The 23,004-nt window shown below is 40.4% G+C and carries 28 protein-coding genes; 17 read left to right on the forward strand and 11 right to left on the reverse strand.

Going from position 1 to position 23,004, the window contains the following annotated elements; genetic code table 11:
• Nucleotides 1-40: 40 nt before the first annotated feature.
• Nucleotides 41-1,456: an aspartate ammonia-lyase gene (aspA, locus tag MHZ92_RS18060; RefSeq protein WP_239433110.1), complete on the reverse strand. Its 1,416-nt coding sequence runs from the start codon at nucleotides 1,454-1,456 to the stop codon at nucleotides 41-43.
• A 245-nt stretch (nucleotides 1,457-1,701) separates the two neighbouring features.
• Between aspA and MHZ92_RS18065 the strand changes: the two genes are divergently transcribed.
• The 4 genes from MHZ92_RS18065 to MHZ92_RS18080 are packed head-to-tail and all read left to right on the forward strand — an operon-like array spanning nucleotide 1,702 to nucleotide 3,908.
• Complete coding sequence (locus MHZ92_RS18065; protein ID WP_239433111.1) at nucleotides 1,702-2,079, forward strand: GntR family transcriptional regulator; 378 nt, start codon at nucleotides 1,702-1,704, stop codon at nucleotides 2,077-2,079.
• Nucleotides 2,079-2,960 carry an ABC transporter ATP-binding protein gene (locus MHZ92_RS18070; RefSeq protein WP_239433112.1) on the forward strand — a complete coding sequence of 294 codons (882 nt, stop codon included), beginning with the start codon at nucleotides 2,079-2,081 and terminating at the stop codon, nucleotides 2,958-2,960. Before MHZ92_RS18065 ends, MHZ92_RS18070 begins: the two co-directional genes overlap by 1 nt.
• On the forward strand, nucleotides 2,941-3,549 hold the full coding sequence (locus MHZ92_RS18075; RefSeq protein ID WP_239433113.1) for an ABC-2 transporter permease: 609 nt from the start codon (nucleotides 2,941-2,943) through the stop codon (nucleotides 3,547-3,549). Before MHZ92_RS18070 ends, MHZ92_RS18075 begins: the two co-directional genes overlap by 20 nt.
• A 44-nt stretch (nucleotides 3,550-3,593) precedes the next feature.
• The gene (locus tag MHZ92_RS18080; RefSeq protein ID WP_239433114.1) at nucleotides 3,594-3,908 is read left to right on the forward strand and encodes a YfzA family protein; all 315 of its coding nucleotides are present in this window, start codon (nucleotides 3,594-3,596) and stop codon (nucleotides 3,906-3,908) included.
• A 34-nt stretch (nucleotides 3,909-3,942) separates the two neighbouring features.
• Here the strand turns inward: MHZ92_RS18080 and MHZ92_RS18085 are convergent, their stop codons facing one another.
• A complete protein-coding gene (locus MHZ92_RS18085) occupies nucleotides 3,943-4,629 on the reverse strand; it encodes a DNA alkylation repair protein (protein WP_239433115.1) in 687 nt (228 codons plus the stop codon).
• Nucleotides 4,630-4,949: 320 nt separating this feature from the next.
• Here MHZ92_RS18085 and MHZ92_RS18090 point away from each other — a divergent pair, with 320 nt between their 5' ends.
• Complete coding sequence (locus tag MHZ92_RS18090) at nucleotides 4,950-5,351, forward strand: DUF1259 domain-containing protein (protein WP_239433116.1); 402 nt, start codon at nucleotides 4,950-4,952, stop codon at nucleotides 5,349-5,351.
• Nucleotides 5,352-5,477: 126 nt separating this feature from the next.
• The gene (locus tag MHZ92_RS18095; RefSeq protein ID WP_239433117.1) at nucleotides 5,478-6,617 is read left to right on the forward strand and encodes a glycosyl hydrolase family 18 protein; all 1,140 of its coding nucleotides are present in this window, start codon (nucleotides 5,478-5,480) and stop codon (nucleotides 6,615-6,617) included.
• 63 nt (nucleotides 6,618-6,680) lie between these two features.
• Here MHZ92_RS18095 and MHZ92_RS18100 read toward each other — a convergent pair whose 3' ends face one another.
• Nucleotides 6,681-6,890 carry a hypothetical protein gene (locus tag MHZ92_RS18100; RefSeq protein WP_239433118.1) on the reverse strand — a complete coding sequence of 70 codons (210 nt, stop codon included), beginning with the start codon at nucleotides 6,888-6,890 and terminating at the stop codon, nucleotides 6,681-6,683.
• 12 nt (nucleotides 6,891-6,902) lie between these two features.
• Nucleotides 6,903-7,214, reverse strand: coding sequence for a hypothetical protein (locus MHZ92_RS18105; protein ID WP_239433119.1), 312 nt, complete (start codon nucleotides 7,212-7,214; stop codon nucleotides 6,903-6,905).
• Between the two features lie 122 nt (nucleotides 7,215-7,336).
• Between MHZ92_RS18105 and MHZ92_RS18110 the strand changes: the two genes are divergently transcribed.
• The 3 genes from MHZ92_RS18110 (at nucleotide 7,337) to MHZ92_RS18120 (ending at nucleotide 9,144) form a co-directional block, all read left to right on the forward strand.
• Nucleotides 7,337-7,825, forward strand: a complete 489-nt coding sequence (locus tag MHZ92_RS18110) for a GNAT family N-acetyltransferase (RefSeq protein WP_239433120.1) — start codon at nucleotides 7,337-7,339, stop codon at nucleotides 7,823-7,825.
• 64 nt (nucleotides 7,826-7,889) lie between these two features.
• Nucleotides 7,890-8,723 (forward strand): aminoglycoside phosphotransferase family protein, encoded by an 834-nt coding sequence (locus tag MHZ92_RS18115; RefSeq protein ID WP_239433121.1) that lies wholly within the window; start codon nucleotides 7,890-7,892, stop codon nucleotides 8,721-8,723.
• A gap of 37 nt (nucleotides 8,724-8,760) precedes the next feature.
• The gene (locus tag MHZ92_RS18120) at nucleotides 8,761-9,144 is read left to right on the forward strand and encodes a VOC family protein (RefSeq protein ID WP_239433122.1); all 384 of its coding nucleotides are present in this window, start codon (nucleotides 8,761-8,763) and stop codon (nucleotides 9,142-9,144) included.
• Nucleotides 9,145-9,215: 71 nt separating this feature from the next.
• Here MHZ92_RS18120 and MHZ92_RS18125 read toward each other — a convergent pair whose 3' ends face one another.
• The 4 genes from MHZ92_RS18125 to MHZ92_RS18140 form a co-directional block, all read right to left on the reverse strand.
• Nucleotides 9,216-9,716, reverse strand: a complete 501-nt coding sequence (locus MHZ92_RS18125) for a GNAT family N-acetyltransferase (protein ID WP_239433123.1) — start codon at nucleotides 9,714-9,716, stop codon at nucleotides 9,216-9,218.
• Nucleotides 9,717-9,780: 64 nt separating this feature from the next.
• Complete coding sequence (locus MHZ92_RS18130) at nucleotides 9,781-10,251, reverse strand: S-ribosylhomocysteine lyase (protein WP_239433124.1); 471 nt, start codon at nucleotides 10,249-10,251, stop codon at nucleotides 9,781-9,783.
• Between the two features lie 266 nt (nucleotides 10,252-10,517).
• Entirely contained in the window at nucleotides 10,518-10,967 is a 450-nt protein-coding gene (locus tag MHZ92_RS18135) for a DUF4362 domain-containing protein (RefSeq protein ID WP_239433125.1), read from the reverse strand.
• 287 nt (nucleotides 10,968-11,254) lie between these two features.
• Entirely contained in the window at nucleotides 11,255-11,581 is a 327-nt protein-coding gene (locus tag MHZ92_RS18140; RefSeq protein ID WP_239433126.1) for a hypothetical protein, read from the reverse strand.
• A 329-nt stretch (nucleotides 11,582-11,910) separates the two neighbouring features.
• Between MHZ92_RS18140 and MHZ92_RS18145 the strand changes: the two genes are divergently transcribed.
• The 4 genes from MHZ92_RS18145 to MHZ92_RS18160 all read left to right on the forward strand — a co-directional run bounded on the left by MHZ92_RS18145 (nucleotide 11,911) and on the right by MHZ92_RS18160 (nucleotide 16,731).
• Entirely contained in the window at nucleotides 11,911-12,417 is a 507-nt protein-coding gene (locus MHZ92_RS18145; protein WP_239433127.1) for a hypothetical protein, read from the forward strand.
• A 95-nt stretch (nucleotides 12,418-12,512) separates the two neighbouring features.
• Complete coding sequence (locus MHZ92_RS18150; RefSeq protein ID WP_239433128.1) at nucleotides 12,513-14,417, forward strand: hypothetical protein; 1,905 nt, start codon at nucleotides 12,513-12,515, stop codon at nucleotides 14,415-14,417.
• Between the two features lie 16 nt (nucleotides 14,418-14,433).
• Entirely contained in the window at nucleotides 14,434-15,111 is a 678-nt protein-coding gene (locus MHZ92_RS18155; protein ID WP_239433129.1) for a DUF2642 domain-containing protein, read from the forward strand.
• A 264-nt stretch (nucleotides 15,112-15,375) separates the two neighbouring features.
• Complete coding sequence (locus MHZ92_RS18160; protein ID WP_239433130.1) at nucleotides 15,376-16,731, forward strand: arsenic transporter; 1,356 nt, start codon at nucleotides 15,376-15,378, stop codon at nucleotides 16,729-16,731.
• Between the two features lie 575 nt (nucleotides 16,732-17,306).
• Here MHZ92_RS18160 and MHZ92_RS18165 read toward each other — a convergent pair.
• Nucleotides 17,307-17,606 (reverse strand): hypothetical protein, encoded by a 300-nt coding sequence (locus MHZ92_RS18165; protein WP_239433131.1) that lies wholly within the window; start codon nucleotides 17,604-17,606, stop codon nucleotides 17,307-17,309.
• 173 nt (nucleotides 17,607-17,779) lie between these two features.
• Between MHZ92_RS18165 and MHZ92_RS18170 the strand changes: the two genes are divergently transcribed.
• Nucleotides 17,780-18,184, forward strand: coding sequence for a hypothetical protein (locus MHZ92_RS18170; protein ID WP_239433132.1), 405 nt, complete (start codon nucleotides 17,780-17,782; stop codon nucleotides 18,182-18,184).
• Nucleotides 18,185-18,405: 221 nt separating this feature from the next.
• Here the strand turns inward: MHZ92_RS18170 and uvsE are convergent, their stop codons facing one another.
• Nucleotides 18,406-19,371, reverse strand: coding sequence for a UV DNA damage repair endonuclease UvsE (uvsE, locus tag MHZ92_RS18175; RefSeq protein WP_239433133.1), 966 nt, complete (start codon nucleotides 19,369-19,371; stop codon nucleotides 18,406-18,408).
• Between the two features lie 204 nt (nucleotides 19,372-19,575).
• Between uvsE and MHZ92_RS18180 the strand changes: the two genes are divergently transcribed.
• Both MHZ92_RS18180 and MHZ92_RS18185 read left to right on the forward strand, forming a co-directional pair.
• Nucleotides 19,576-20,118, forward strand: coding sequence for a sigma-70 family RNA polymerase sigma factor (locus MHZ92_RS18180; protein ID WP_239433134.1), 543 nt, complete (start codon nucleotides 19,576-19,578; stop codon nucleotides 20,116-20,118).
• Nucleotides 20,102-21,175 (forward strand): DUF4179 domain-containing protein, encoded by a 1,074-nt coding sequence (locus MHZ92_RS18185; protein WP_239433135.1) that lies wholly within the window; start codon nucleotides 20,102-20,104, stop codon nucleotides 21,173-21,175. Before MHZ92_RS18180 ends, MHZ92_RS18185 begins: the two co-directional genes overlap by 17 nt.
• A gap of 180 nt (nucleotides 21,176-21,355) precedes the next feature.
• Here MHZ92_RS18185 and MHZ92_RS18190 read toward each other — a convergent pair whose 3' ends face one another.
• Nucleotides 21,356-22,060 (reverse strand): hypothetical protein, encoded by a 705-nt coding sequence (locus MHZ92_RS18190; RefSeq protein WP_239433136.1) that lies wholly within the window; start codon nucleotides 22,058-22,060, stop codon nucleotides 21,356-21,358.
• Between the two features lie 195 nt (nucleotides 22,061-22,255).
• On the opposite strand from MHZ92_RS18190, the gene yiaA reads away from it, so the two are divergent.
• Nucleotides 22,256-22,726 (forward strand): inner membrane protein YiaA, encoded by a 471-nt coding sequence (gene yiaA, locus MHZ92_RS18195; protein ID WP_239433137.1) that lies wholly within the window; start codon nucleotides 22,256-22,258, stop codon nucleotides 22,724-22,726.
• The last annotated feature ends 278 nt before the right edge of the window (nucleotides 22,727-23,004 follow it).

Here is a 23,004-nt window from a genome sequence, read left to right on the forward strand (position 1 = left end):
AACGTAGATTGGCTTTTCTCTTGCTTCCTATGCAATAAAATTAATAATGTGCGACGCCTTCCCTTTTCATCTCAGTCATTTGGTAAGGGTCCAGCAATGTGTTTAATTCGTCATCAGTCAATACTTTGTACTGCAGGCAGAGCTCTTTAATCGGTACGCCTGTTTCAAAAGATTCGACAGCTATTTTCGATGACATTTCATAGCCGATATATGGCGTTAGCGCAGTGATTGTGCCGATGCTTCGTTCCACATATTCCTGCATTTGCTCAACGTTCGCCGTTATGCCGCTAATACAATATTTGCGGAACACTTCGATGCCATTGTTCAAGACGGTTAACGATTGCAATAAATTATAGACTAGGACTGGCTCCATGACATTTAATTCGAATTGTCCGGCTTCTGAAGCAAGGCTGATTGTATGATCATTGCCGATTACTTGGAAGGCGATTTGATTCATTACTTCTGCCATGACCGGATTCACTTTCCCAGGCATGATGGATGAACCTGGCTGCCTTGCAGGAAGGTTGATTTCGTTCAAACCGGCTCGCGGGCCCGACGCCATCAGTCGTAAATCGTTAGACATCTTTGAGAGATTGATCGCGCAAATCTTCATAGCGGAAGACAGTTCTGTGTACACATCGGTGTTCTGTGTTGAATCCACTAGGTTAGCAGCAGATTGAAGTGGCAAGCCACTGATTTCGCGAAGATTCTCTACGACTGCTTGAATGTATTGAGCATTTGCATTGAGGCCGGTTCCAATGGCAGTAGCCCCTATATTCACTTCAGATAGAGGAACTCTTGTCCGACCGATTCGTTCGATATCGCGTTCGATGACACTGCGGTACGCGCTGAATTCTTGTCCAAGTCTAATCGGAACAGCGTCTTGCAAATGTGTTCTTCCCATCTTGATAACCCCGTCGAATTCCTGTTCCTTTGCCTTCAACTCATCTACAAATTGCCCCATCGTTTCGAGCAGCTGGTTGACCAATTGTTGTGTTGCTATTTTAATCGCAGTTGGGAATGCATCATTTGTCGACTGGGACATGTTCACGTGGTTATTCGGGCTAACGAAAGCATAGTCACCTTTTTCACGCCCCAAAATCTCAAGTGCGCGGTTTGCAATCACTTCATTCGCATTCATGTTGAATGAAGTACCCGCTCCCCCTTGAATCGGATCGACGATGAAATGATCTGTCAATCTTCCTTCGATCACTTCTTCAGCAGCTTCAACAATAGCAACTCCTACATCTTTCGGCATGTCATTCACAAGCACATTCGAAATGGCTGCAGCTTTTTTCACAATACCAATTGCGCGGACTAGCTCCGGATGCATACGTTCTTTCGTGATCGGGAAGTTTTCGGTCGCCCGTATCGTTTGAATCCCATAATACGCATGATTGGGAACTTCTTTCTCCCCTAAGAAATCCTTCTCGATTCTTCCTGATAGCAAACTCATTTGACCGTTTCCTCTCATTATGTAATCGCCCAAAAAAGGCATATTTTAAACAAGTTCCAAGCAGTTTTATTGCTGCCCGGCATCACTTACATAGTACGCCTTTTAGGAGAGGAAAGCTATCGTTTTTTAAGGATAGTTCGAGATACTTAGGAAAAATATTCAAAAATATCTATTGCAAATTATTTCCTCGCTGTGTATAGTGTATATAACGTATATATACAATGTTTCAAGGAAGAGGTTTTAGTATGCAAATCATCATTTCAAACACATCAAAGGAGCCCATTTATGAGCAAATTTACGTGCAAATTAAAAAACACATTTTGACGAATGAATTACAAGCAGGAGAGGCATTACCCTCTATGCGGCAATTAGCCAAGGATCTAGATATTAGTGTGATCACAACAAAACGGGCGTATGAAGAGCTTGAGAAAAACGGTTTTATCTTCTCGATCGTCGGAAAAGGATCATTTGTGTCTGAACAAAATAATGAAATGATTCTTGAACGAAAAAGGAAAGTAATCGAAGAACAGTTACTATCTGCAATTCAAAACAGTAAAGAAATAGGCGTCGAACTAGAGGAATTACTTGAATTACTAACAATGCTCTATAAGGAGGACACATGATGGAAAACGTAATTGAGCTTCAAAATGTAAATAAGGCATTCAAAGGATTTGAGCTGAAAGACTTATCGATCTCAGTCAAGAAAGGCTTTGTGACGGGATTTATTGGCGGGAATGGAGTAGGAAAATCCACAACGATCAAGTTGATTCTGAATTTGTTGCAACCGGATAGCGGAGACGTTTCGGTATTTGGTCTGAATTATAAAAAGCATGAAAAAGAAATTAAGCAACGAATTGGCTTTGTATTTGATCACAATGTTTTTTATGAGCATATTACATTATCTGACATGAAGAAAATAATAAAACCTGCCTACAAAAACTGGGATGATGGGATATTTCATCAGTATGTAAATTTGTTTGAACTGCCACTCAAGAAAAGCATTAAGACGTTTTCAAAAGGCATGATGATGAAGGCTTCATTAGCCTTTGCGTTATCCCATCGCGCCGAGTTAATTATTATGGATGAACCAACGTCGGGATTAGATCCTATATTTCGCAGGGAACTGTTAGACATCCTGCATGACATAATGCAGGATGGCGAAAAAACAATTTTCTTTTCTACACATATTACAACAGACTTGGATCGAATCGCAGACTATATAACGTTTATCCATAATGGACAGCATATTTTCACAAAAGAGCATTATAAAATCGAAGAAGACTATGCGATTGTGAAAGGCGAAACGAATTTATTAGATCGTGATACAGAGCAAGAATTTATTGGTATTCGAAAATCCAATCATGGATTTGAAGCATTAACGACAAACAAACAACGTACAGCAAATCTCTTTGGTGATATGGTCATTTTGGAAAAACCGACACTTGAAGATATTATGCTATATACAAAGAAAGGAAATGATAACTATGTTAAATCTTATTCGTAAAGATATTGTGTTACAGAAAAACTCATTACTAATTCTATTACCTGCATTATTTATCTTTTTATTTCTAGAAAGATCTGTTATTTGGGTAGGTGTTATATTTTGCTTCGCTATCATTATGCAAAGTTTTGCGTTGGATGAAAAACCCTCCGCCAATCTGTTAATGAATTCTTTACCGTATACCCGTAAAGAAATTGTCAGTTCCAAATATATAGGTGCATGTGTTTTTACTTTCCTTGTTTTGTTGACGATTGTAATTGGAAATTTAATTATTCATCGAGAAATAACCCAATGGGATCAATTACTGTTTATAGCAAGTGTTATTGTCGTGTTTATTTCCTTTGCTTTTCCATTCTCCTATCTATTTAAAAGTCAGTATTTGATGATGGCTTGTGGGGTTTTGTTTGTCCTTTATGTAGTACTTGTCAATACGTTCATACCTGATTTGGGCGATAGATTACGTGCCGGTGTCCAAACAATCCTATCATTTGATAATTCTCTGTTATATGCAGGAGGGATACTTGCAGCAGTACTTCTCTACATGTTTTCTTGGATGCTTTCGATACGTATTTATAGTAGAAAAGTATTTTAAAGGGGTTTGTGTATTAAAATTTAATCGACAAAGGAGCTCACTTAATGTATAGGGAATTGAAGCAGGAGGATAATCGGTCAAACGCTCGGAGGAATATTTTTAGGGGTTGGCCGATCCACCTCCTCCTATTTGTCGCCTTCCAAATCATGTTCATACTTTTTGATGGCTCTTCGATATGGCGTATCTTCAACCCAAACAATTTGGGAATGAAGCTGATAGATTCCCTCCATCCATTTTTCGAGCGATTTCAGCCATACACGAGCGAGCAATTGAATTATGTCACAGCCGTTTGGGGATTTGTTGTAGTGGGACACGGGATTGCTTGGTTCGTTGAGAGGAGCAGGGGGAAGCAGCAGTAATCGGCTACCCCCCCTCCCCACCTGTAACACTAGGCTATTTTTCCAAGTCGCCGATATGCTTCAAAGCCTCTCGCCTGCTTAATGGTTTCAGCATATTTTCTTGGACAAATTGCTTCACGATAATTGGATCCGTTTTCGCATACTCTCTCAATACCCAACCAATCGCTTTTTGAATGAAAAACTCATTGGACTCTGCATGCTGTAGGATGATGTCGAATAACAGTTCCGTATCTGTTTCTTTTTTGAATTTTAATTGATGCAAAATAGCGGAGCGGTTTGTCCACATATTGTCGGATTGCGACCATTCAAGCATCACTGTTTTACCATACGCTCGGTCCAATTTGACGACATGCCCGACAAGATGCGGAGCGATTGCGTCAACACTATCCCACCATGATTTCATTTCAATAAATTTCAGTAGTTTAGGAAAATCATTAGTCGTGAAATGCTTCTTCATTTTATCGAGCAAAGCAATTGCGGAATACTGATATTCCCGCTCGCGTAATTCATATAATTTCCATGCCTCGTCGAATATCTCGCTAACATCCGGTAGCTCATATTCCCGAAATTGCTCGCGCAAGAGTTCCTTACGCAGCGGACTTTTGATGCCGAGAAACGGAAAATGATGTTTCATATATGCTTTCATGGGACCTGCTAACTCTTCATTCCTGCACATTTCGAACTTCTCGATAATGCCTTGATGACTCCATTGTTTTTTCATTCTCGTCAACTCCATATGAGTTCTCTTTTACTTTCTTCATTATACCCCATGGGTTGGTATGAAGTGATTCTTACAATAGCCCTTCAAACAACAAAACCGTCACGGCAAAAATCCTGCGATGGTTTCGAGATTTTATATTCATTTTATTTTTTAATTCAATCCTATCTCGAAATGCTATGTTCTCAGGACATCCTGTTCAGGTGCAAAATCCCTTACGCAAATTCCCTTCAACGATTGTCCAAGCACCATGAAAAAATTATACATATTGTATTTCAAAGGGCAAACTTGCTCTTTAATTTTTTTGAAGGGAGGGAATAAATATGAGTTGCGAAAATACACTTTGTCAAGAGTTCGCTAGAATACTCGGAGGAATGGGCAGTGTAACCAATGGAGTTTGTCTCGTACAAAAATTCCGCGACATTGAATTCACCATTCTTGGACGTCCAACAAGATCTCCTTTAGTGAATCCTCAATTCTTCAGCTTTGAAGATTTAGACGAAGAAGGAAACGCGTTAAATTTAGGAGAAACTGTTCTATTGCAAGAAGAAATCAACCCTCTTCTAACAGAACTCCGGAAACGAAACATTCTTGTCACTGCTGTCCATAATCACTGGTTATTTGATCAACCTCGGGCAATGTATATGCATTTCGAATCAATCGAACCACCGCTCCAATTTGCTAGAAAAATAAGAGCGGCGTTTAGAGTGTTAAAAGATAAGTAACCTAATAGAGGTGCCGGATATCCCGATAATTTTGATCGGGTGTCCGGTACCTTTTTAATGAAAGTGATAATATCCCAAGTCCTAGTCGAATAACATAAAGGAGATGAATAGTAAGGAGAGAAGTGAATGCAGATTCATGTCGTTCGACAAGGAGATACTTTGTGGACAATTGCTCAACGATATGGTGTGACAGTCAATCAAATCGTCACAGCGAACCAATTGGCAAACCCGAATGCATTGGTAGTTGGTCAAGCTCTTGTCATACCGACTACTCAACGAACCGGTGAGAAGCCGGTCATCGATGTGAACGCTTATACAATCAATACAGGCGAAACAGGCGCTCGGGAAATTCAAGAAGTTGGCCGTTATTTAACGTATTGGATGCCATTTGTGTATAGTATGAAAGAGGATGGTAGCTTAACGACGCTCGATGATACGGAAATGCTGAGATCTGCTTTCGCCGAACGAGTCGTGCCCATAATGGCGATTACAAATTTTAGTGCTACTGAAACCGGATCAGACCTTGCCCATACCATTCTTTCAAGTAAGGAACTTCAGGAAAAAGTCATTACGAATGTACTGGCTGTTATGAAAGAGAAAGGATATCAGGGGTTAAACATCGATTTTGAAAATGTGTATCCTGCTGACCGAGAGCATTACAACCAATTTTTGCAGCTTGCAGTTGATCGACTCCATCCACAGGGGTATTCTGTATCGTCAGCTCTTGCCCCAAAAACGAGTAGTGAACAAAAAGGATTACTCGTTGAAGCGCATGATTATGAAGCACACGGTAGAATCGTTGATTTTGTTATTTTGATGACATACGAATGGGGTTATCGAAAAGGACCCGCTCAAGCCATTTCACCCATTAATAAGATAAAAGAGGTACTCGACTATGCTGTCACAGTCATCCCGAGAGACAAGATTTTCTTCGGTTTTCAAATCTATGCACGTGACTGGACGCTTCCTTTCGTTCGGGGATCGGAAGCTGAAACATTTAGCCAGCAGGAAGCAGTCCGCAGAGCGATTCAACATCAAGTAGCCATTCAATACGATGAGGTTGCGCAATCTCCATTTTTCCGTTACACCGATGCAGAAGGACGCACCCATGAAGTGTGGTTTGAAGACGCCCGCAGTGCACAAGCGAAGTTTGACATGGTAAAACAATATAATCTTCGTGGCATAAGCTATTGGGTGCTTGGCTATCCTTTCCCGCAAAATTGGCTATTGCTTGGAGATAATTTCACGATACGAAAAAGAGTATAAATCCATAAGTCGAATAACCCATCTATTGAGTCGTTACTCAAGGATGGGTTATTTTTAGCGTACCTATTTTTTCGTAAACCATTTATCCCACAACTCATAAAAGGTATGGTTACTTCTCATAATCACAAACCATAAGAACATGAGAATAACTACCGTCAGAACTCTCGGTTGGCCTTCAACGATAAATTGCATAGGTACGATATACAGTAAACCGACTACCCCAAAGGAAATGGACATTAGCTCAATATAAAATTTAAGTTTCAGAAAATCCATCCCTTGTCCCTCCTATGTTGCTGTTCTGCTTCGATACACGATGAGCATACTTACATTTAATAGAATCGTGACGATCAGTAAAACGGTTGATAAGAACACTACTGCCCACGTTGTGTCCAGAAGAGCAGCCCAATCCTCAATCTTGACGAGATGATAGTTATAATACATCTGGAAACAGATCGAAATCGCACAAGCACTCAAACTTATTATGGATAACGTGAACCAATTCTTATACTTACGGTTCATTTGCATGAACGCAATAACCGGTAGTATCCAAGCAATAAGCCCGAGTACAAGGCTGGCAGCGTTAAGCCAACTCATCATTTCTTCCCCCTTCCCTTCTATTCTTTGTAATAAACCGACGCATCAATCATCTAGAAAGTTCCAAGTAGATTGAAAATTCAAGTCAGTCCTATGCTATAATTAGGAAAAAAGAGGTTTAAACGATGACGATTATACTTAAAGAAGTTTTGGAATCTGAAAAATCGATCTTGCGGAATTTTTATTCCCTGTACCTTCACGAGCTTTCGAACTTCACACCAAATCTAGATATTGGAGAAGATGGTATCTTTCATTTTGAGGAATTAGAAACATTTTGGGATGTAGATGGATTATCGCCCTATTTTATTAAGTTGGATGATGCAATTATCGGCTTTCTATTACTACTCGAACGCCCATTTTTGAAAAAGAGCAATGACTATGGAATAAACGATCTTTTCATTCTGAATAAGTACAAAGGTAAAGGACTGGCTATGAAGGCTGCAGAGACATTATTTAGAGAGAAACCAGGTCAATATTTTGTCATGCAAGTTGTTGAAAATAAGCGTGCGGTTGCATTTTGGAAAAAAGTCTTTAGTGAATTACATATTGAAGTTCAAGAAAGACAGGATCTCATTGATGATGAGCTATGTCTCATACAAACATTTAAAGTTTAATTTAAACTGTATACCGATGTTTTTCGGGGGCAAAAGAGAGCTAGTTTGGAGGGGGAAGCTCGTTATGAAGCTTGGTAGAAAACTAGGTGAAGGCGGCAACTCAGAGGTATTCGAGTGGGGAGACAAAGTGATTAAGCTAGCAAAGCCCAATACCGATTTAACGGATTTGCAAAGGGAATTTCACAATACGCTTACCGTCTGGAGGATGGGGGTACCCGTTCCCCAGCCATTTGAAATGCTCGAGGTCAAACATCGGCCCGGGATTGTATTTGAACGTGTGGATGGAGAGTCGATTACAGAACGATTGTTTAACGCCGCGACAAGCAGCGCTCAACCAGAATTTGATTGGAACGGTGTTCGAATGACCGCTCGATTGCTTAGTGAATTACATCAGCTCTCAACAGACGATATACGACCACAACGAGATTTTTTAAAAAGACAGATACGGAGTGTTGTTCATTTACAGGAAGATGAGAAAGAGGATATTATCCGTCTTTTAGATCAGTTGCCGGAAAAAAATCAAATTTGTCATGGCGATCCAAATCCGAATAATATTATGATCAGCAATGGTGACCCAATAGTTATTGACTGGAACGATGCGACGTGTGGCAATCCGGAATCTGATGTTGCCGAATATATCGTCATAATCAAATTTGCGATTCTTCCTCCGGAAACACCACAAGTGATCGTAAAGGCCTTTGATTCGATGAGAGCTAAGATTATTGAAGTTTTTATGGAGGAATATACACTTTTTACCGGAACTACGTATGAAGAGATTGAACCTTGGATTGTACCCATCGCGGCCCGCAAACTGACTGCTGACGCGATTAGTGATGAAGAGAAGCAATTGTTAGTCAAGGAGATCCGAAAAAGACTTGAGTTACTAAATGTTAATTGAATAAAAAAGTGATCTAGTTTGTTAAGGAGAAATAAAAATGAAAAATCTATTATTGCTGTCGCATTGTGTATTTCCGACGCCAGATATAATACAAACGGCTAATTTTTATGAACAGAAAATGGGGTTTACAGCTGTTCATTATTTGAATGCGACTGAACCTCATATTTGTTTGTATCGTGATTCAACGGAGATTATCTTAACCGAGTCTAGAGGACAAAAAGTCGTGCCGAATCGAGAGTTATATGGATATGGGTACGATGCTTATTTTATTACGAAGGATCAGGAGGAGCTTCAAAAGGAGCTTATCGAGTCGGGTGTAAAGATAGTTCGGTCTATAGCGAATACAGATTATCACAATAAAGAATTCGTGATGGAAGACATTGACGGAAGATGGATCGCATTCGGAATAAAAGTGAATTAATCAAAAAAGAGGAAAAGAAAGTGAAATGGGTTCTCCATAAACTTTCTTTTCCTCTTTCCTTTTGTAAAAATTCATCGCTTTATCCAAAACCTCCGAACGATGTTGCCATGTGGTTCGGTAAAACTCTCGTCCTCCACACCGCCATTCTTTAGAATGACAGCGGCTGAACCGATATTATCTTCATTGCATGTGACTAAAACAGACCGTATACCTAACTGGTCCGTCACTTTCAATGCTTCGGAAAGCAAATACGTCGCATACCCTTTTCGCTGTTCTGAAGGTCGAATGCTATAGCCGATATGGCCATCGACCATTCGTAAATAGTCATTCAAGCCATGCCGTATATTGACCATCCCTATGATTCGCTCGTCGTCATCGACAAGGAAATAATTCGTGTTAGGCATCCGGCCGCCTTGCCCTACTTCCCGTGTCGCCAGATGCTCCAAATAGGCTTCGTAAGGAATGCCGTCAGGCCAATGAAAACTGCTCGGTTTTATCCGGTCTTCATCCCATTCCTTCATATATGCAAGATGCTCAGCTTCCCAATTCAAAGACGGCCGCTCAAGACGCATTTATATTCCCCCTAAAAAGAAAGGCACCCGTTACGCGGATGCCTCGTTTCTAAAATAAGCTCTATTAAAATACAGTCGTCCACTCGTCCCGCTTCGCCAACATGTCTTTCGCTGCTTGTTTCGCACCTTCAAGACTATGGCTCGCCGCCCATCCGCATTGGACTTCATTGCATGCAGGCACCTCATCCGCTACTAACACATCATTCAACGTCTTTTCCAAAATATCGAGCACGTCGTCATAATCGTCGTGGTTGATGAGCGCCATATAATAACCTGTCTGGCACCCCATTGGGCTAATGTCGACAATCTTGTCCGAATGGTTCCGACTGAATTCCGCCATCATATGCTCCAATGAATGAATCGCAGGCATTTCAAGATGCTCCTTATTCGGCTGACAAAAACGGATGTCATACTTCCGAATAACGTCACCGTTCATCCCTTCTTTCACCCCTGCAAGACGCACAAACGGCGCTTTCACTTTCGTATGATCCAAATTAAAACTTTCGACATTCATCTTTTTATCTTTCGTCGACATGTCAATCGCTCCTTTTCACGGCAGTCCCCTAACCCTAGTGAACTACTCGGATTTACTCCAGAATACCAAAATTCAGAAAAGATAACAAGATGCTATTGTGCACAAATTGTGTGGGTGCCTGTGCATGGTGCATTTATGACAATTCAACAAAACTAATATTCATACACTATATTTCACCGCAGCCTTACTAATTCAACTTACTAGGAAAAACTTATACAATTGTAGTGTATAGTCAGAATTGTGTGTTGCACAGGCACCGTTCAAAGTTAGTGAACGTGGTCGATCAATTGCTCTTTGTTTATGTTGAGAAGGGCGACGCTTTCGACTGAGGTACCTTGCTTACACCCTTCCAGTGTATACATGTATAATTGCTCCCCTTCAGTTACCACGAGATCTGAACAGGTTTTGCTCTCTTTTTTGGGGTTGTCCCCTCTTTCCTTATGTTTGGATCGATCGATGACCAAATCGAAATCGGAGCCATCGAAGGCTAAATTGTACAAAGTCGGATTACCATCAAGCGTGTAGTTCGTTATCCGGACGGAGGCTGCGTTCCCCGCTTCGACGCTATCTAAAAATCGGTCAAATCGGTCAAAATTGAAAATGGGTCCATGCATATTAATGACATCCCCATTTTTCACCGCTTTTTCACTATCGTATGAGCAAGCGGCTAACAGGCAAATTCCAAGCAACAAAAGTACAACTACCTTTTTTGGCATGTGATCCCTCCATTTAAACACTTAGCCTAATCTACTATATGCGACAACTATGCTCCTTATCACGCGGCAACATACCGATCGCCTGCAACCCTCCCTCTCCCCCATAAACTAAAAAACCACCCAATGCAATACATTAGGTGGTCCAAAAATAGTAGCCAATTATTAATTCAACTTCTCCGTGTCCCATTAAAGCGAGTATCTTCATAAGTTTCATTGCCTAATGGACAAGACTTTCATGATAATAGATGTCCCCGACATTTCAACTAAGATTGATAGATCCGATCCGCTTATTTGTTGTCTTTTTTCTTAGGCTCTTTTTTCTTGTCATCTTTCTTTTCTTTTTTCTTCTCATCTTTTTTCTTAGCATCAACTATATTGTCAGCCGTTTCAGTACCTTCAGTACCTTCAGTAGTCTCAGCAGCAGCTTCCTTAGCTTCGGTTTCAGCAGCAAGGACAGCAGCGACAGCGGCTGCAGCGGCAGTCGCTGCGGCAGATGCAGCAGCAGAGGAATCACTTTCAGAAATTGCAGCTGCAGCGGCGGCTGCACCGGCGGCAGCTGCAGCGGCAACAGCAGTAGCAGCCTCTAGATGTTTAGGTTTTTTTCCTTTCGGCATTTAAATCCCACCTTTTTATTGAATTTAATATCATTGTATTCAACACTTTACAAACTGTGTATGTCATTTCCGAAAACAACTTATTCCGCTCAATATTCCAGGAGCATACACATTAATTTTGTAAAGTGTAGCCTATCGATCTAACAGATACAATTCTCTTTCAAAGTTTCTTTTAGCTAATTGAAAAGTCCACTCCAATGAATGCTGTCATGGATCCTTTCGTTTACCAACGAAAAAACATAAGGACTTGACCGAATTAGGCGTATGACCATTAGCACGTAACCCAAGACACATATAGATAGGGAGATACTAATAAAGGAGGTAGACAATTGAACAAGGAAATGATCGTATCTTTAGTCGATAAAGTAATTAAAGTCGATAGAGGTGGACCCGAATCCCGTATTGGTAGATTGTTGGCTGCGGAGAACGACTACTTTATTTTGTTACATGATGATGAGGGTATCATCTATTATAATACGCAACACATAAAGAGCGTAACGTACAATGCGAAGGGTCAAGCGGAATTTGACTATGATCTTCCAAGGAATTTCAAGTACGTTCATGCCCCAGATTTTAAAGGAATTCTTCAGAAGTTAACACTTCATTGGGTGAAGATCAACCGCGGAGGACCGGAAACACTAGAAGGCGTTTTGGATGTCGTTACTGACGATTTTGTAACCGTTGTTTCAAATGAAGAGATCATCCGGGTTGCCCTATTCCACATCCGCAATATCAGCTACGGCGTCAAACTTGAAAAGTCGAAAGCTGATGGAAAAAAAGAGAGAAAAGAAGAGAAAAAAGAAGACAAAAAAGAAGAAAATAAAGAGAAGAAGTAAAGCAATCACTCAAAAGGTTGCAAATATCGGTCCGAAAAATTCGTCGCTTCCAGTAGTTTGGAGCGACGATATTCTATGAAGGAGGCGCTCAGAAATTGCGAGAGCTACAATTTGTAAAAGCATTACGCGACCTTGAAAATACGAAGATCGGTTTGTTTCTGAGTAATCATCATTTAGTGGAAGGTGATCTGTTAGCCGTAAAACAAGACCATTTAGTGATAGAAGCAAATCAGAACGTTCATTATATTGCCCTTCACCATATTAAAGCTCTATCGAAGAACACAAAAGACTATAATTTAACGTCTGCTACTGTCCCTTTTCTCGACATTCAGCATTTTTCAGACATATTAAATGCTATGAAATACACCTGGGTCACCATTAATGGTACGGAGAACGATGGACATTTTGGCGTATTAAACAGAATAGCTGAAAATTACATCATCTTAATTAATCATGCGGAATTATTTTACATTCCTATATCTTGTATATCAAACATTCATGGCCTAGTATCCGAACATCAAATTCACTTAGCAAATCAAAAGGAACAACTAACGAACCAAAAGAGGCTATCTGCCCCTATCCATGAAGAGGTTGAAGAAATAGAGATCCATCTACCAGAAGTCATTCAAGACGCCAATATTCAGTTGGATCATAAACCAAAATCGCTTGAACTCCTTTTGTTGGAAATTACCCAACAGCCCGAAGTGTTAGGAATCTATGGGTTAATCAATAAAGACGAAGAAAATGAATTACAAGCAGTCAACAATCCCAAAAAAGAAGAGGAAACAAAGGAATTATCCAACGTTATATTGGAAGAAAGTAAGGAAATCCAAGTCGAGGAACTGGTTGAAATACTGGACCAAAGTCCGGAGAGTCAAGAAGAGGAACTAATTGTGGTAGTAGATCAAAATCCGGAGAGTCAAGACGAGCTACCGATTGTAGAATTAGAAGAAAGTAAAGATGCCCAAGACGAGGAACTGATTGTCGTAATGGAGCAAAGTAAGGAGATTCAAGAAGAGGAATCGATTGTAGGATTGGAGGAAAGTAAGGAGATCCAAGAAGAGGTTCCGATTGTTGTATTGGAAGACAGTAAAGAGATTCAAGACGAAGAACTGATTGTCGTATTGGAGCAAAGTCCGGTGAGTCAAGAAGAGGAATCAATTGTCGTATCGGAGGAGAGTAAGGAGATCCAAGAAGAGGTTCCGATTGTTGTATTGGAAGAAAGCCAAGTGATTCAACACGACGAACAAATTGTAGTATCGGAGGAAAGTAAGGAAACTCAAGACCAGGTACTGATTATTTTGGAAGAAAGGCCGCCGATTCAAGAAGTAGAACAGACTGTGGATGTAATGGAACTTCATATGGAAGACCCATTGAACGAAATAGATCCTGAACTACTAGAAGGATTTGCACCGCAGTTAGTCGATTATGATGAGGAATATTTTGGTGAATTAGATGTTTGGGGAGAATTGCAATCCAGGTTTAACGCACGTAAAGTAGAGCCTTTTTCCTTTACTGAGCCTCTAGCTTATGAAAAAGATTTTCCTCTCTCCTTTTGGAAATCTATAGAGGTTCAACAAACAGTAATAAATCTTGACAACAATGCCAAGGAAGAGGAATTCTTTACACTTGACGAGCATTCAATTCAGTTACATGACAACCCTAATCCGGTTGAATTATTGAATCCTCCTATGGTTAAACATCACTCAACGAATAAGTTGAAGAATGATGATCAAGCTGGATTTTTAGATGAAGAATTTCGGCCTTCTACTACGACTCAAGCATCGATAACGTCTATCAAAATGAATTTGAAAGATGAAAAAGCGATGTTAGAGAAGCAGTTCTTTTCTTTAGCGAAGCATGCATCTAGTTATTTACAAAGTAAGAAAAGAAAACATCCAATGGACAGTTTACCTAAATCTAACGAAACTTTCAATGAACAATACATTTCTTTGATGAATCATGCAACAAAGATGTATCAGCAATTACTAGATAAGTAAAGAAGGAGATATAGACATGAATAAAATTATTCAAAGTCTTGTTCAGGAAGTTGTTCGCATAGAGATTACCGGAAAGAAAATGGTGAATGGTACACTGATTGATGTAGGAAGCGATATGATTGTGCTTTTCAACGGTATGGACTTTGTTTATATACCTTTAGATCATATACGGAATTTCGTGAGGGATATTGATAATGAAAACAATGTTCAGGCACCTACAGAGCTGCCGAGCATCGTTGCTGAAGAAAGTCAGGAAGATCTATCGTTTGAGTACGTTCTTACGCAAGCGAAAGGAAGACTAATTGAGATTTTCGTGTCAGGCAACCAATCTTTGCATGGTACGATCACCGCCATACTGAAAGACTACCTTGTATTCCAATCCCCCATATACAAGACATTGTATATTCCGTTAGCACATATTAAATGGCTGATCCCCTTAGCTCAAGACCATAAATTGTACGGATCGGAAATCGATTTCTCCTCAACAGAATCACCCAATGAAACGTTTGCCAGTTCATTTGAAAAACAAGTTGAGAAGTTAGTAAATAAACTTGTTGTGATGAATATAAGCGAGCGTGAAAGTTTTATAGGAAAAATAATTAATGTCGAAGAACATATCACCGAATTTCAAGCAGCAAGAACATCTCCGTTTTATCTAAACTTGCGACATATAAAAACGCTGCATGAAGTGTAATTTCGGTTCAAGTTCAGGCTAAATCCTTTATATTAGGCTGTCGAGCACGTATCGACAGCTCATTTTTTTCGTCTTGCTTTTAGGGACAATTTAACTAGATCCATTGCTTGTCCTAGTCGCTACCATGAAAAAGGTTGTACTATTTTTCAAGTGTGAATGGACAGACATCTCGTTCCCAATAGTGAAATGTGAATATACATACAAGGAAACGGATAAAGAATTTACTTGCGGTAAAAATTAAGAAGAAGGGAATTGGATAGATGCATGAGTTTACAAATTGGAATAACCGGAATGGTTTTCCTACTCACAATGCTAGTCATATTTTGGAGGCCTAGAGGATTGAACGAGGTATGGCCTGCATCGGTAGGAGCAGGAATCATCCTCATAGCGGGAATTGTCTCATGGGAAGACATACTAGATATCATCAGTAAAATTGGCGGTGCATCCATTACCATTATTGCAACGATCGTAATGGCTGTTATATTGGAGAGTTTCGGATTCTTCCACTGGGCAGCAGCGAGATTGGCCAGACTTTCAAAGGGATCGGGCCATCGCCTCTTTTGGTATATCATGTTACTCTGTTTTTTAATGACACTCCTATTTAATAATGATGGAAGCATCCTAATCACGACACCAATCTTAATTCTTCTACTCAAAAACATTCAACTAAAACCTCGTCAGCAAATCCCGTATCTGTTAAGTGGCGCACTCATTGCAACTGCTTCAAGTGCCCCGATAGGTGTGAGTAATATCGTGAATCTGATCGCATTGAATATTATCGATATGTCTCTCTGGATGCATACAGCAATGATGTTCGTCCCGGCAACGATAGGGTTGTTGTTTATGGCATTCTTGATGTATATCGTCGTAAAAAAGCAATTACCAGAAAGATTACCTGATTCCATTATGGATATTGAAGAATCGTTTTTCATTAAAAACTTTCATCCACTGAAAACAAAAATATCTGTTGAAACAAAACGCAAACGAACACGATTTATGATGAAGATTTTGCTATTCGTCTTCACGATGCGTTGTCTCCTATTTGTCGCATCCTATGTCAACGTTCCCATTGAAATTGTTGCTGTACTCGGATCAGTCATCCTGCTTATGTGGAGATGGTACCATTTACGGACAAATCCGGTGGACATCCTGAAAAAGACTCCTTGGCACATTCTTATTTTTGCATTCTCTATGTACGTGATCATCTATGGTTTGCATAATGTCGGACTTACAGCGTTACTCGTACAGTGGTGTGAGCCGATAGTCAGTCAAGGGCTATTTCAAGCGAGTTTCATCATGGGTGGATTGGTGTCGATCCTTTCCAACCTTTTCAATAATCACCCGGCCTTGATGATTGGAACGATTACATTGACTGAAATGGGGCTAGATCCAATCACCTTAAAGACGATCTACCTCGCAAATATTATCGGAAGTGATATGGGATCATTGCTGCTGCCGATCGGGACGCTGGCTTCTCTTATTTGGATGAGTATTCTACGAAATAATAAAATTAAAGTCACTTGGAAAGATTACCTGAGTGTATCATTGATTGTCATACCGCTCACCACAATCGTAACGTTGACACTGTTATTTTTCTGGGTACAATTAGTGTTTGCTTAATCATTTCAAGTAATGTCTTAGACTTCTAAAACGGAAGCAACTCGCAGGGAATATTTTCACAATTCCAATTACACTACTGACTATTCATAGTAGCTGATCTAGGTGCCTTAACAGGGACAACAAAACCATAAGACTATGCATGTCTGCTTGGCTTATGGCGGACGGAATCCCGATCGCCGCAACAGACGCAAAAGAAATCAGTATTTCAACTACTATTATAGTATTTCCTGTCTTCTCTACTTCAAAATAAAAGAATCCATTATTAAAAACATCCTTTTCCCCATAAGAGAACGTAAGGGAGTAGAAAGACATTTATAATATGGATCCTAAAGGTCTGAGTGAAGGAATAGTAATCATCGAAGTGTAGTCTGTATCCCGTGTACGATAGTTAAGATTGACGGACCCATCTGACAATGTAAGACAAACAAATACATACTCATGTTTAGAAAAGCACTCGAACAACTGCAAGGCGAAAGTAACTTCTTTAGTTGTTCTATCTATGTATATGTAACCCACGTAAAAATGGTACTACATTTCTTACTTTTTACGATTAAATTGAAATGGACAAGCCCTCGTCAGCTATCATAAGAAAGTTCGACTGGAATCACAAGGAGTCCCAAGTCCTTCACTTTATATTTCTCAAGCGCCTCCTGAGTGGAAGTGACATTCGTTACAATCAGTGTTCCCGTAAGAATCGTCCCATCGTCATCCCACATTTCAATGTTGTTCCCCTCAATGACACTGTAACCTAATTTGTCTTCATACACATAGACCGCAGTCGGCGTAAAATGGAGAATGACGGCATATGTATCATCACTGAATTCTACATTGTCCATTTGTGTGTTGTAAGGATTCTTCTTTTTATTGAAAAACACGCATCTCAACTCCTTCATAATCTATCTTATTCACTTACTTCGGCAAGTTATGTGATTCTCCCTTCCGGAAATGAAAGATCATTTTATAGTAGCCTTTCCCGTAGCTAGACTTTACACACGACTCCTCTGCAAAAAGCATATACTGAAACATCGATGGAATTCGGAGGTTGCCTATGTATTACTCTTCTTTTCCGTATGGCTTTACTTACCCACAACAAGCTTTCATACCGGTTCAACCAGGATATATCGCGATGCCTACACCTGCGCCGCAAAACAGAGGAACTCAATTTCCCCCTGTGAACATCCGAAAATTTGATGTTTCGGCACACCGGTTCAAGGAAGTGATGGATCAAGCCAATCGATTCATCGGTGCGCTCATCGCTTCAGACGACTTCGCCCGAAGGCTCATGGATGCGGCTCAGCAATCGAACCAACGGGAAGTCGAACGGCTCGTCCGCTCAACTGGTGTTACCATTAAATATCAAATCAATTATACGCCCGACGGTCTACGAATCGATTTCACAAACAGAGATGCCGAGCATAGTTGCTGTACGCTGCGAATGGCGCTCAATTGGTAAGATGAGCGCGTATAACCTGTGTAAGGGAAGCCAGAGAGGGAGCTGGCTTCCCTTTTGCTTTAGCCTACGACTAGGATAAAGGTCACAAAATGACAATATCTTTCTGGAAATGATCGATATCTCTTAGGAAATGATCGATAACTTGCGGAAGATGATCGATAACTCATGGGAAATGAACGATAACTTCCGGGAAATGAACGATATCCTCGCCTCCCTATAAATTACAACAACGTAAACGTTGAACCGTCAATCATTTCAACGTTCTCTCTTCCTTTGATTTCATTCATTAATGTAAATAGAGACTTGTCCTTCTGTTTTGCCTCAATCATGCAGTCAATTTGTGGGACGGAACCTTTGATTTCATTTAGAAACCTGAAAAACATATCCACGTCCACATAGTCCGCATGGTGACGGAATTTGTCTTCACTCTTCGGACTTGATATATGCATTTTAACCGGCAGTGGCGAGGTCTTCCATGTCGACACGACCTGATCCCATTTATCTTCCCATTGCTCCTCACGATGGAATGCCAAGTGATGATGATAATCAAACACAAGCGGGATCCCCAGCTTCAAGCAAAGATAAAGCGTATCGTCTAATGTAAAAGAGGTATCATCATTTTCCAGCATAATCATTTGTTGGATTGGCCGCGGGACATCACTCCAATTCGTGACAAAACGTTCTAGCGATTTCTCCGTATCCTTGTAGTTGCCGCCGACATGGAGAACGCATCGGTGGTTCGGATCGAGCTTCATTCCTTTTAGTAATAAATAATGCATCTTCAAGTTTTTCACCGAATTAATCAATACATCATTATTCGGCGAATTCAACACAACGAAATGGTCAGGATGAAAATCGACTCTCATCTTGTGCTCTTTTACAAAGCTCCCGATTTCAGCCAGCTTCCCTTTCAACGGCCGCATATAATCCCAACCGGAAAGTTCGTCATGCGTGGCTAAAGGGATGAGCTTAGAGCTGAAGCGATAAAAGTGAACATCATTAAAGAGGTTATTTTTAAGTAATCTATGTGTATTCTCCAAGTTCTCCAATGCAATTCGTTCCAATTTGCGGATTGCGGCTTCACGATCCTCTTGTTTTTGGAACTGCGCAAACGTCATCGTTTTAGACGGAGACGCATTCTTCAGTTCCATGCTCATCGCCACATACCCCATTCGCACAATCGTCATATTTCACCTCATCTAGGTTGTAAAAAGATATGATTAGTCTCTTCCCTACCTAGATAAATATACGGTGCAATCGCAAAACAATGGGGACAAGCACTTTCGAGCTCTGTTATATAATTAGTAGAATTAAATTAAGAAAAAGAAACAATTTGAAACTTCTTGTATGCCTAAATCACTCTAAGTAGTGAGAGGAGGGAGGAATGACAGATGAAACATGATTTACAAGCTGTAAAAAGGGCGATTCATGGAGACGCTGAAGCTTTCGAAGAGTTGCTCTTTAAAGAAGAAAAAATGCTCTATTACAAAGCGCTTTCTTACGTTGGGAATAAAGAAGATGCTTTGGATGCTATTCAGGAAACAGCGTATAATGCATTCCTTGCGATAGGACAATTGCGAAATCCGGAGTATTTTTCCACTTGGCTGTTTAGAATTTTAATACGTGAATGTTATCGGCTGTTAAGAGAACGAGATCAAATGATTCCTTACGAAGAAAGCGAATTATTGAAGAAATTAGATCAGAAGCAGGACGAAGAAATTGATTCCTTTCATTTAAGTGAGGCATTAACGAGACTAAAATCATCTTACCAAACATCAATTATTTTATTTTACTATCATGACCTGTCAATTGAGGACATTTCCGAGGTAATGGAGAAGCCGATCGGTACAGTGAAAACGAATTTGCGTAGAGCGAGAAAAAAATTGAAAACTGAATTGGAAAGGAGTTATCAATTACATGAAAAAGTCACATGATCCTTTCAAGGAGTTTCCCCAAGATCAAGTTCGTTCAGCTATTCGTTCGGGAATCGTTCAAGCTAAGGAACAGCTAGATACGCCTATTGTACGAAAGAACAATGGGAAAAGAAAAGTCCTCTATGCTTTATGCTCTGCCGCAGCTGTTTTCGGAATATTGGTCGGTTCCTCTTACTATTCTCCTGCGTTGGCGAGCAGTTTGTCTCAAATACCGATTATCGGTTCTATTTTCGGGAATTCTGATCTGATTAGTTTGCAGCAAGCTCAAAAACATGGGTTAACGAAAGAAATCGGAGAGACACAGACGGTCAATGGAATTTCCGTTACACTCAATGAAATTTTATATGATCAAAATAATATTACAATCGGTCTTTTCATTGAATCTGAAAAGGAACTTGGCGAATTCTATTTTGGTGCAGGGATGGATTATACGATTAATGGGAAATTCCCTTCTAGATCGAGTGGGAGTTACGGTGAAGATATCCTTTCCGCAACAACTCTGACTGCCATTCAAGAAATTAATGTGACCGAAGAGATGCCGGACAAGTTTGAACTTGGTTTAATGTTACACGGCAATAATGGCGAGACATGGTACTTCTCAACATCAGTTGAAAAAATTACAGATATTCATAAAATCCCTGTACAACATGTACAGACGGTTGATGGTGTGAACCTAACGGTAACAGAAATTTCATTGAGTGAAACAGGTGTAAGTATAGCGTATGAGAGTTCTGAAGAGGAAACAGATTTCCAGTTAAGTCGCGGAGGAAATATCGAATTTTTAGTAGTGGATCAAGATGGGAATGAAATAACAGGCCGCTCGGGTGGAGCAAGAGGCGAATTGGTTAAAGATAGAATCTTGTTCAAGAGCAGTAAACAATTTGATCCCATTGATTCTACCGTTACTGAATTGACAATTACTCCTTATGTAGTCATTCCATCAGAAGGCGGAGGAGTGGAATTTGACGAAAATGGCAATGAAATAGAGTTGGAATTTAAAGGGAATTCTATACAGCCGGTTGAGTTTGAGTCTTTTAAAGTGAAGATCCCACAATAAGCATTTGATAAACCACGAAAAGCAGCACACGAAGAAGTTTTCCTCATGGTTGCTTATATCCTGATAGACGAGTAACCTTGAATGTTAAGTAAAACAAGACCCTTCCATGTCCAGATGGATTTGGAAAGGTCTTGTTCTCCTCTATTCTTCTTTTATTTTTTCACCGAGCGCTTATGTTTACTACAATCCGAGCTCTTTCTTCTTTTCCTCGACTGCTTGCAATAGTTCTTCGTCTTTCACAACCGGGACATCCGGATCCCATTGTTCACCCTGCGGCAACTCAAACTGGAATCTCTCCGCGTACGGAGCGGGACGGTTCATCATATACTCAACGATTTCCTTTTTGATGAATTCCCTCGCTTCCTCCGGTGTCCGTTTGCCCGTCACGACTTCATGCATCATGTTAATAGAGAGCGTATTCGCCCCTTCATTATCGCAATGGACGGACACTTCGCCTTTCGTCCGATCGATCACCAAGCTGCCTTCCAACTGGGCTACAAGGCCAACCTTGTCTGCAGGTACATGGTAATCAATGAATTGTTCGAGCACATCAGAGTGTGGCTCCGGGAAATCGTGCGGCACTTCATCACGGAATGCGACCGTCCGTTTCCAAGGCCCGTTATTATACCAGATCAGGCAACTCGGGGTAGCTTCATTCGGTGGCCCATAGAATTTCATCGTATTTTCGGCAGCCATCTTTGCGGTAGCGGGCCAATCCTCGATGATGCCTTTCACCGAATCTTCGTCAATCACAGCAGTCCTCTCTATTTCTTCGGGACCGTTGGCATGTAATTTTTCATTTGCAACCATGGCAGTTGCCGCCAATTCCAGGCGCGCTTCGCCAGGCGCCTGTTCTGCGGCCGTCTTCTCCATATCTTGTGCCATTGGATCGTCCTCCTTTTCTATTGGATTCTGGCTCCATAACCCCTTTTCCCTGCTATTGTTCTCCTAAACTTTCACGTGAGTTGGTTTGATGCTTATGCACTTGATTCTAGCCATAATTTTTTTAGCATATCTATAAATTATACGTTGCCGATTTGGATTCATTTGGATATGATGGTCGAAAAGGGGGATTATTGTATGCTGGATAACAAGGAAGATTTGTTCGAAAAGGAAAAACAGAGTGAACCTAGAGTAAGAGTGGAACGAAAAAACGGAGAACCGACGGCCGCCTTTAAAGGGGCTTCGATCGCTGCTCTGTTAATCGGGGTGTCGGCTTATCTCATCGGTTTGTTTAATGCTACGATGGAATTGAATGAAAAAGGATATTACTTCGCTATTTTAGTATTTGGACTATATGCCTCTGTTTCTCTTCAAAAAGCGGTACGCGATAAGGATGAAGGAGTTCCCGTGACAAATATTTATTACGGAATTAGCTGGTTCGCACTTATTGTAGCCATTCTTTTAATGGGCATCGGTTTATACAATGCAGGCAGTATCGTGTTAAGTGAAAAAGGGTTTTATGCAATGGCGTTTGTACTAAGTGTATTTGCAGCCATCACCGTTCAGAAAAACGTCCGTGACACCCAAAAAGCAAGAGAAATGGACTAATTGTGTCGGTGCCTGTGCAAGGCGCATTTATGACAATTCATTATGTTGGATAGAAATACGATAGGAAGCCAATCAAAGTTTGATTTGATTGGCTTCCTTTTTTTCACTTATGCAATTGTAGTGTATAAACTGAATTGTTTCTTGCACAGGCACCGGTCACTAGCGTTGCATACATCCCATAAACAGTATTAACTTATATATTTTTACAGTTTAATTACTTATGAAAATTTTAAAAAGGAACAGGGCTGTAAAGACGATTCAGTTCCCTTTTTTTTACA

It is taken from the genome of Sporosarcina sp. ACRSL (assembly GCF_022346605.1).
Classification (GTDB): Bacteria; Bacillota; Bacilli; order Bacillales_A; family Planococcaceae; genus Sporosarcina.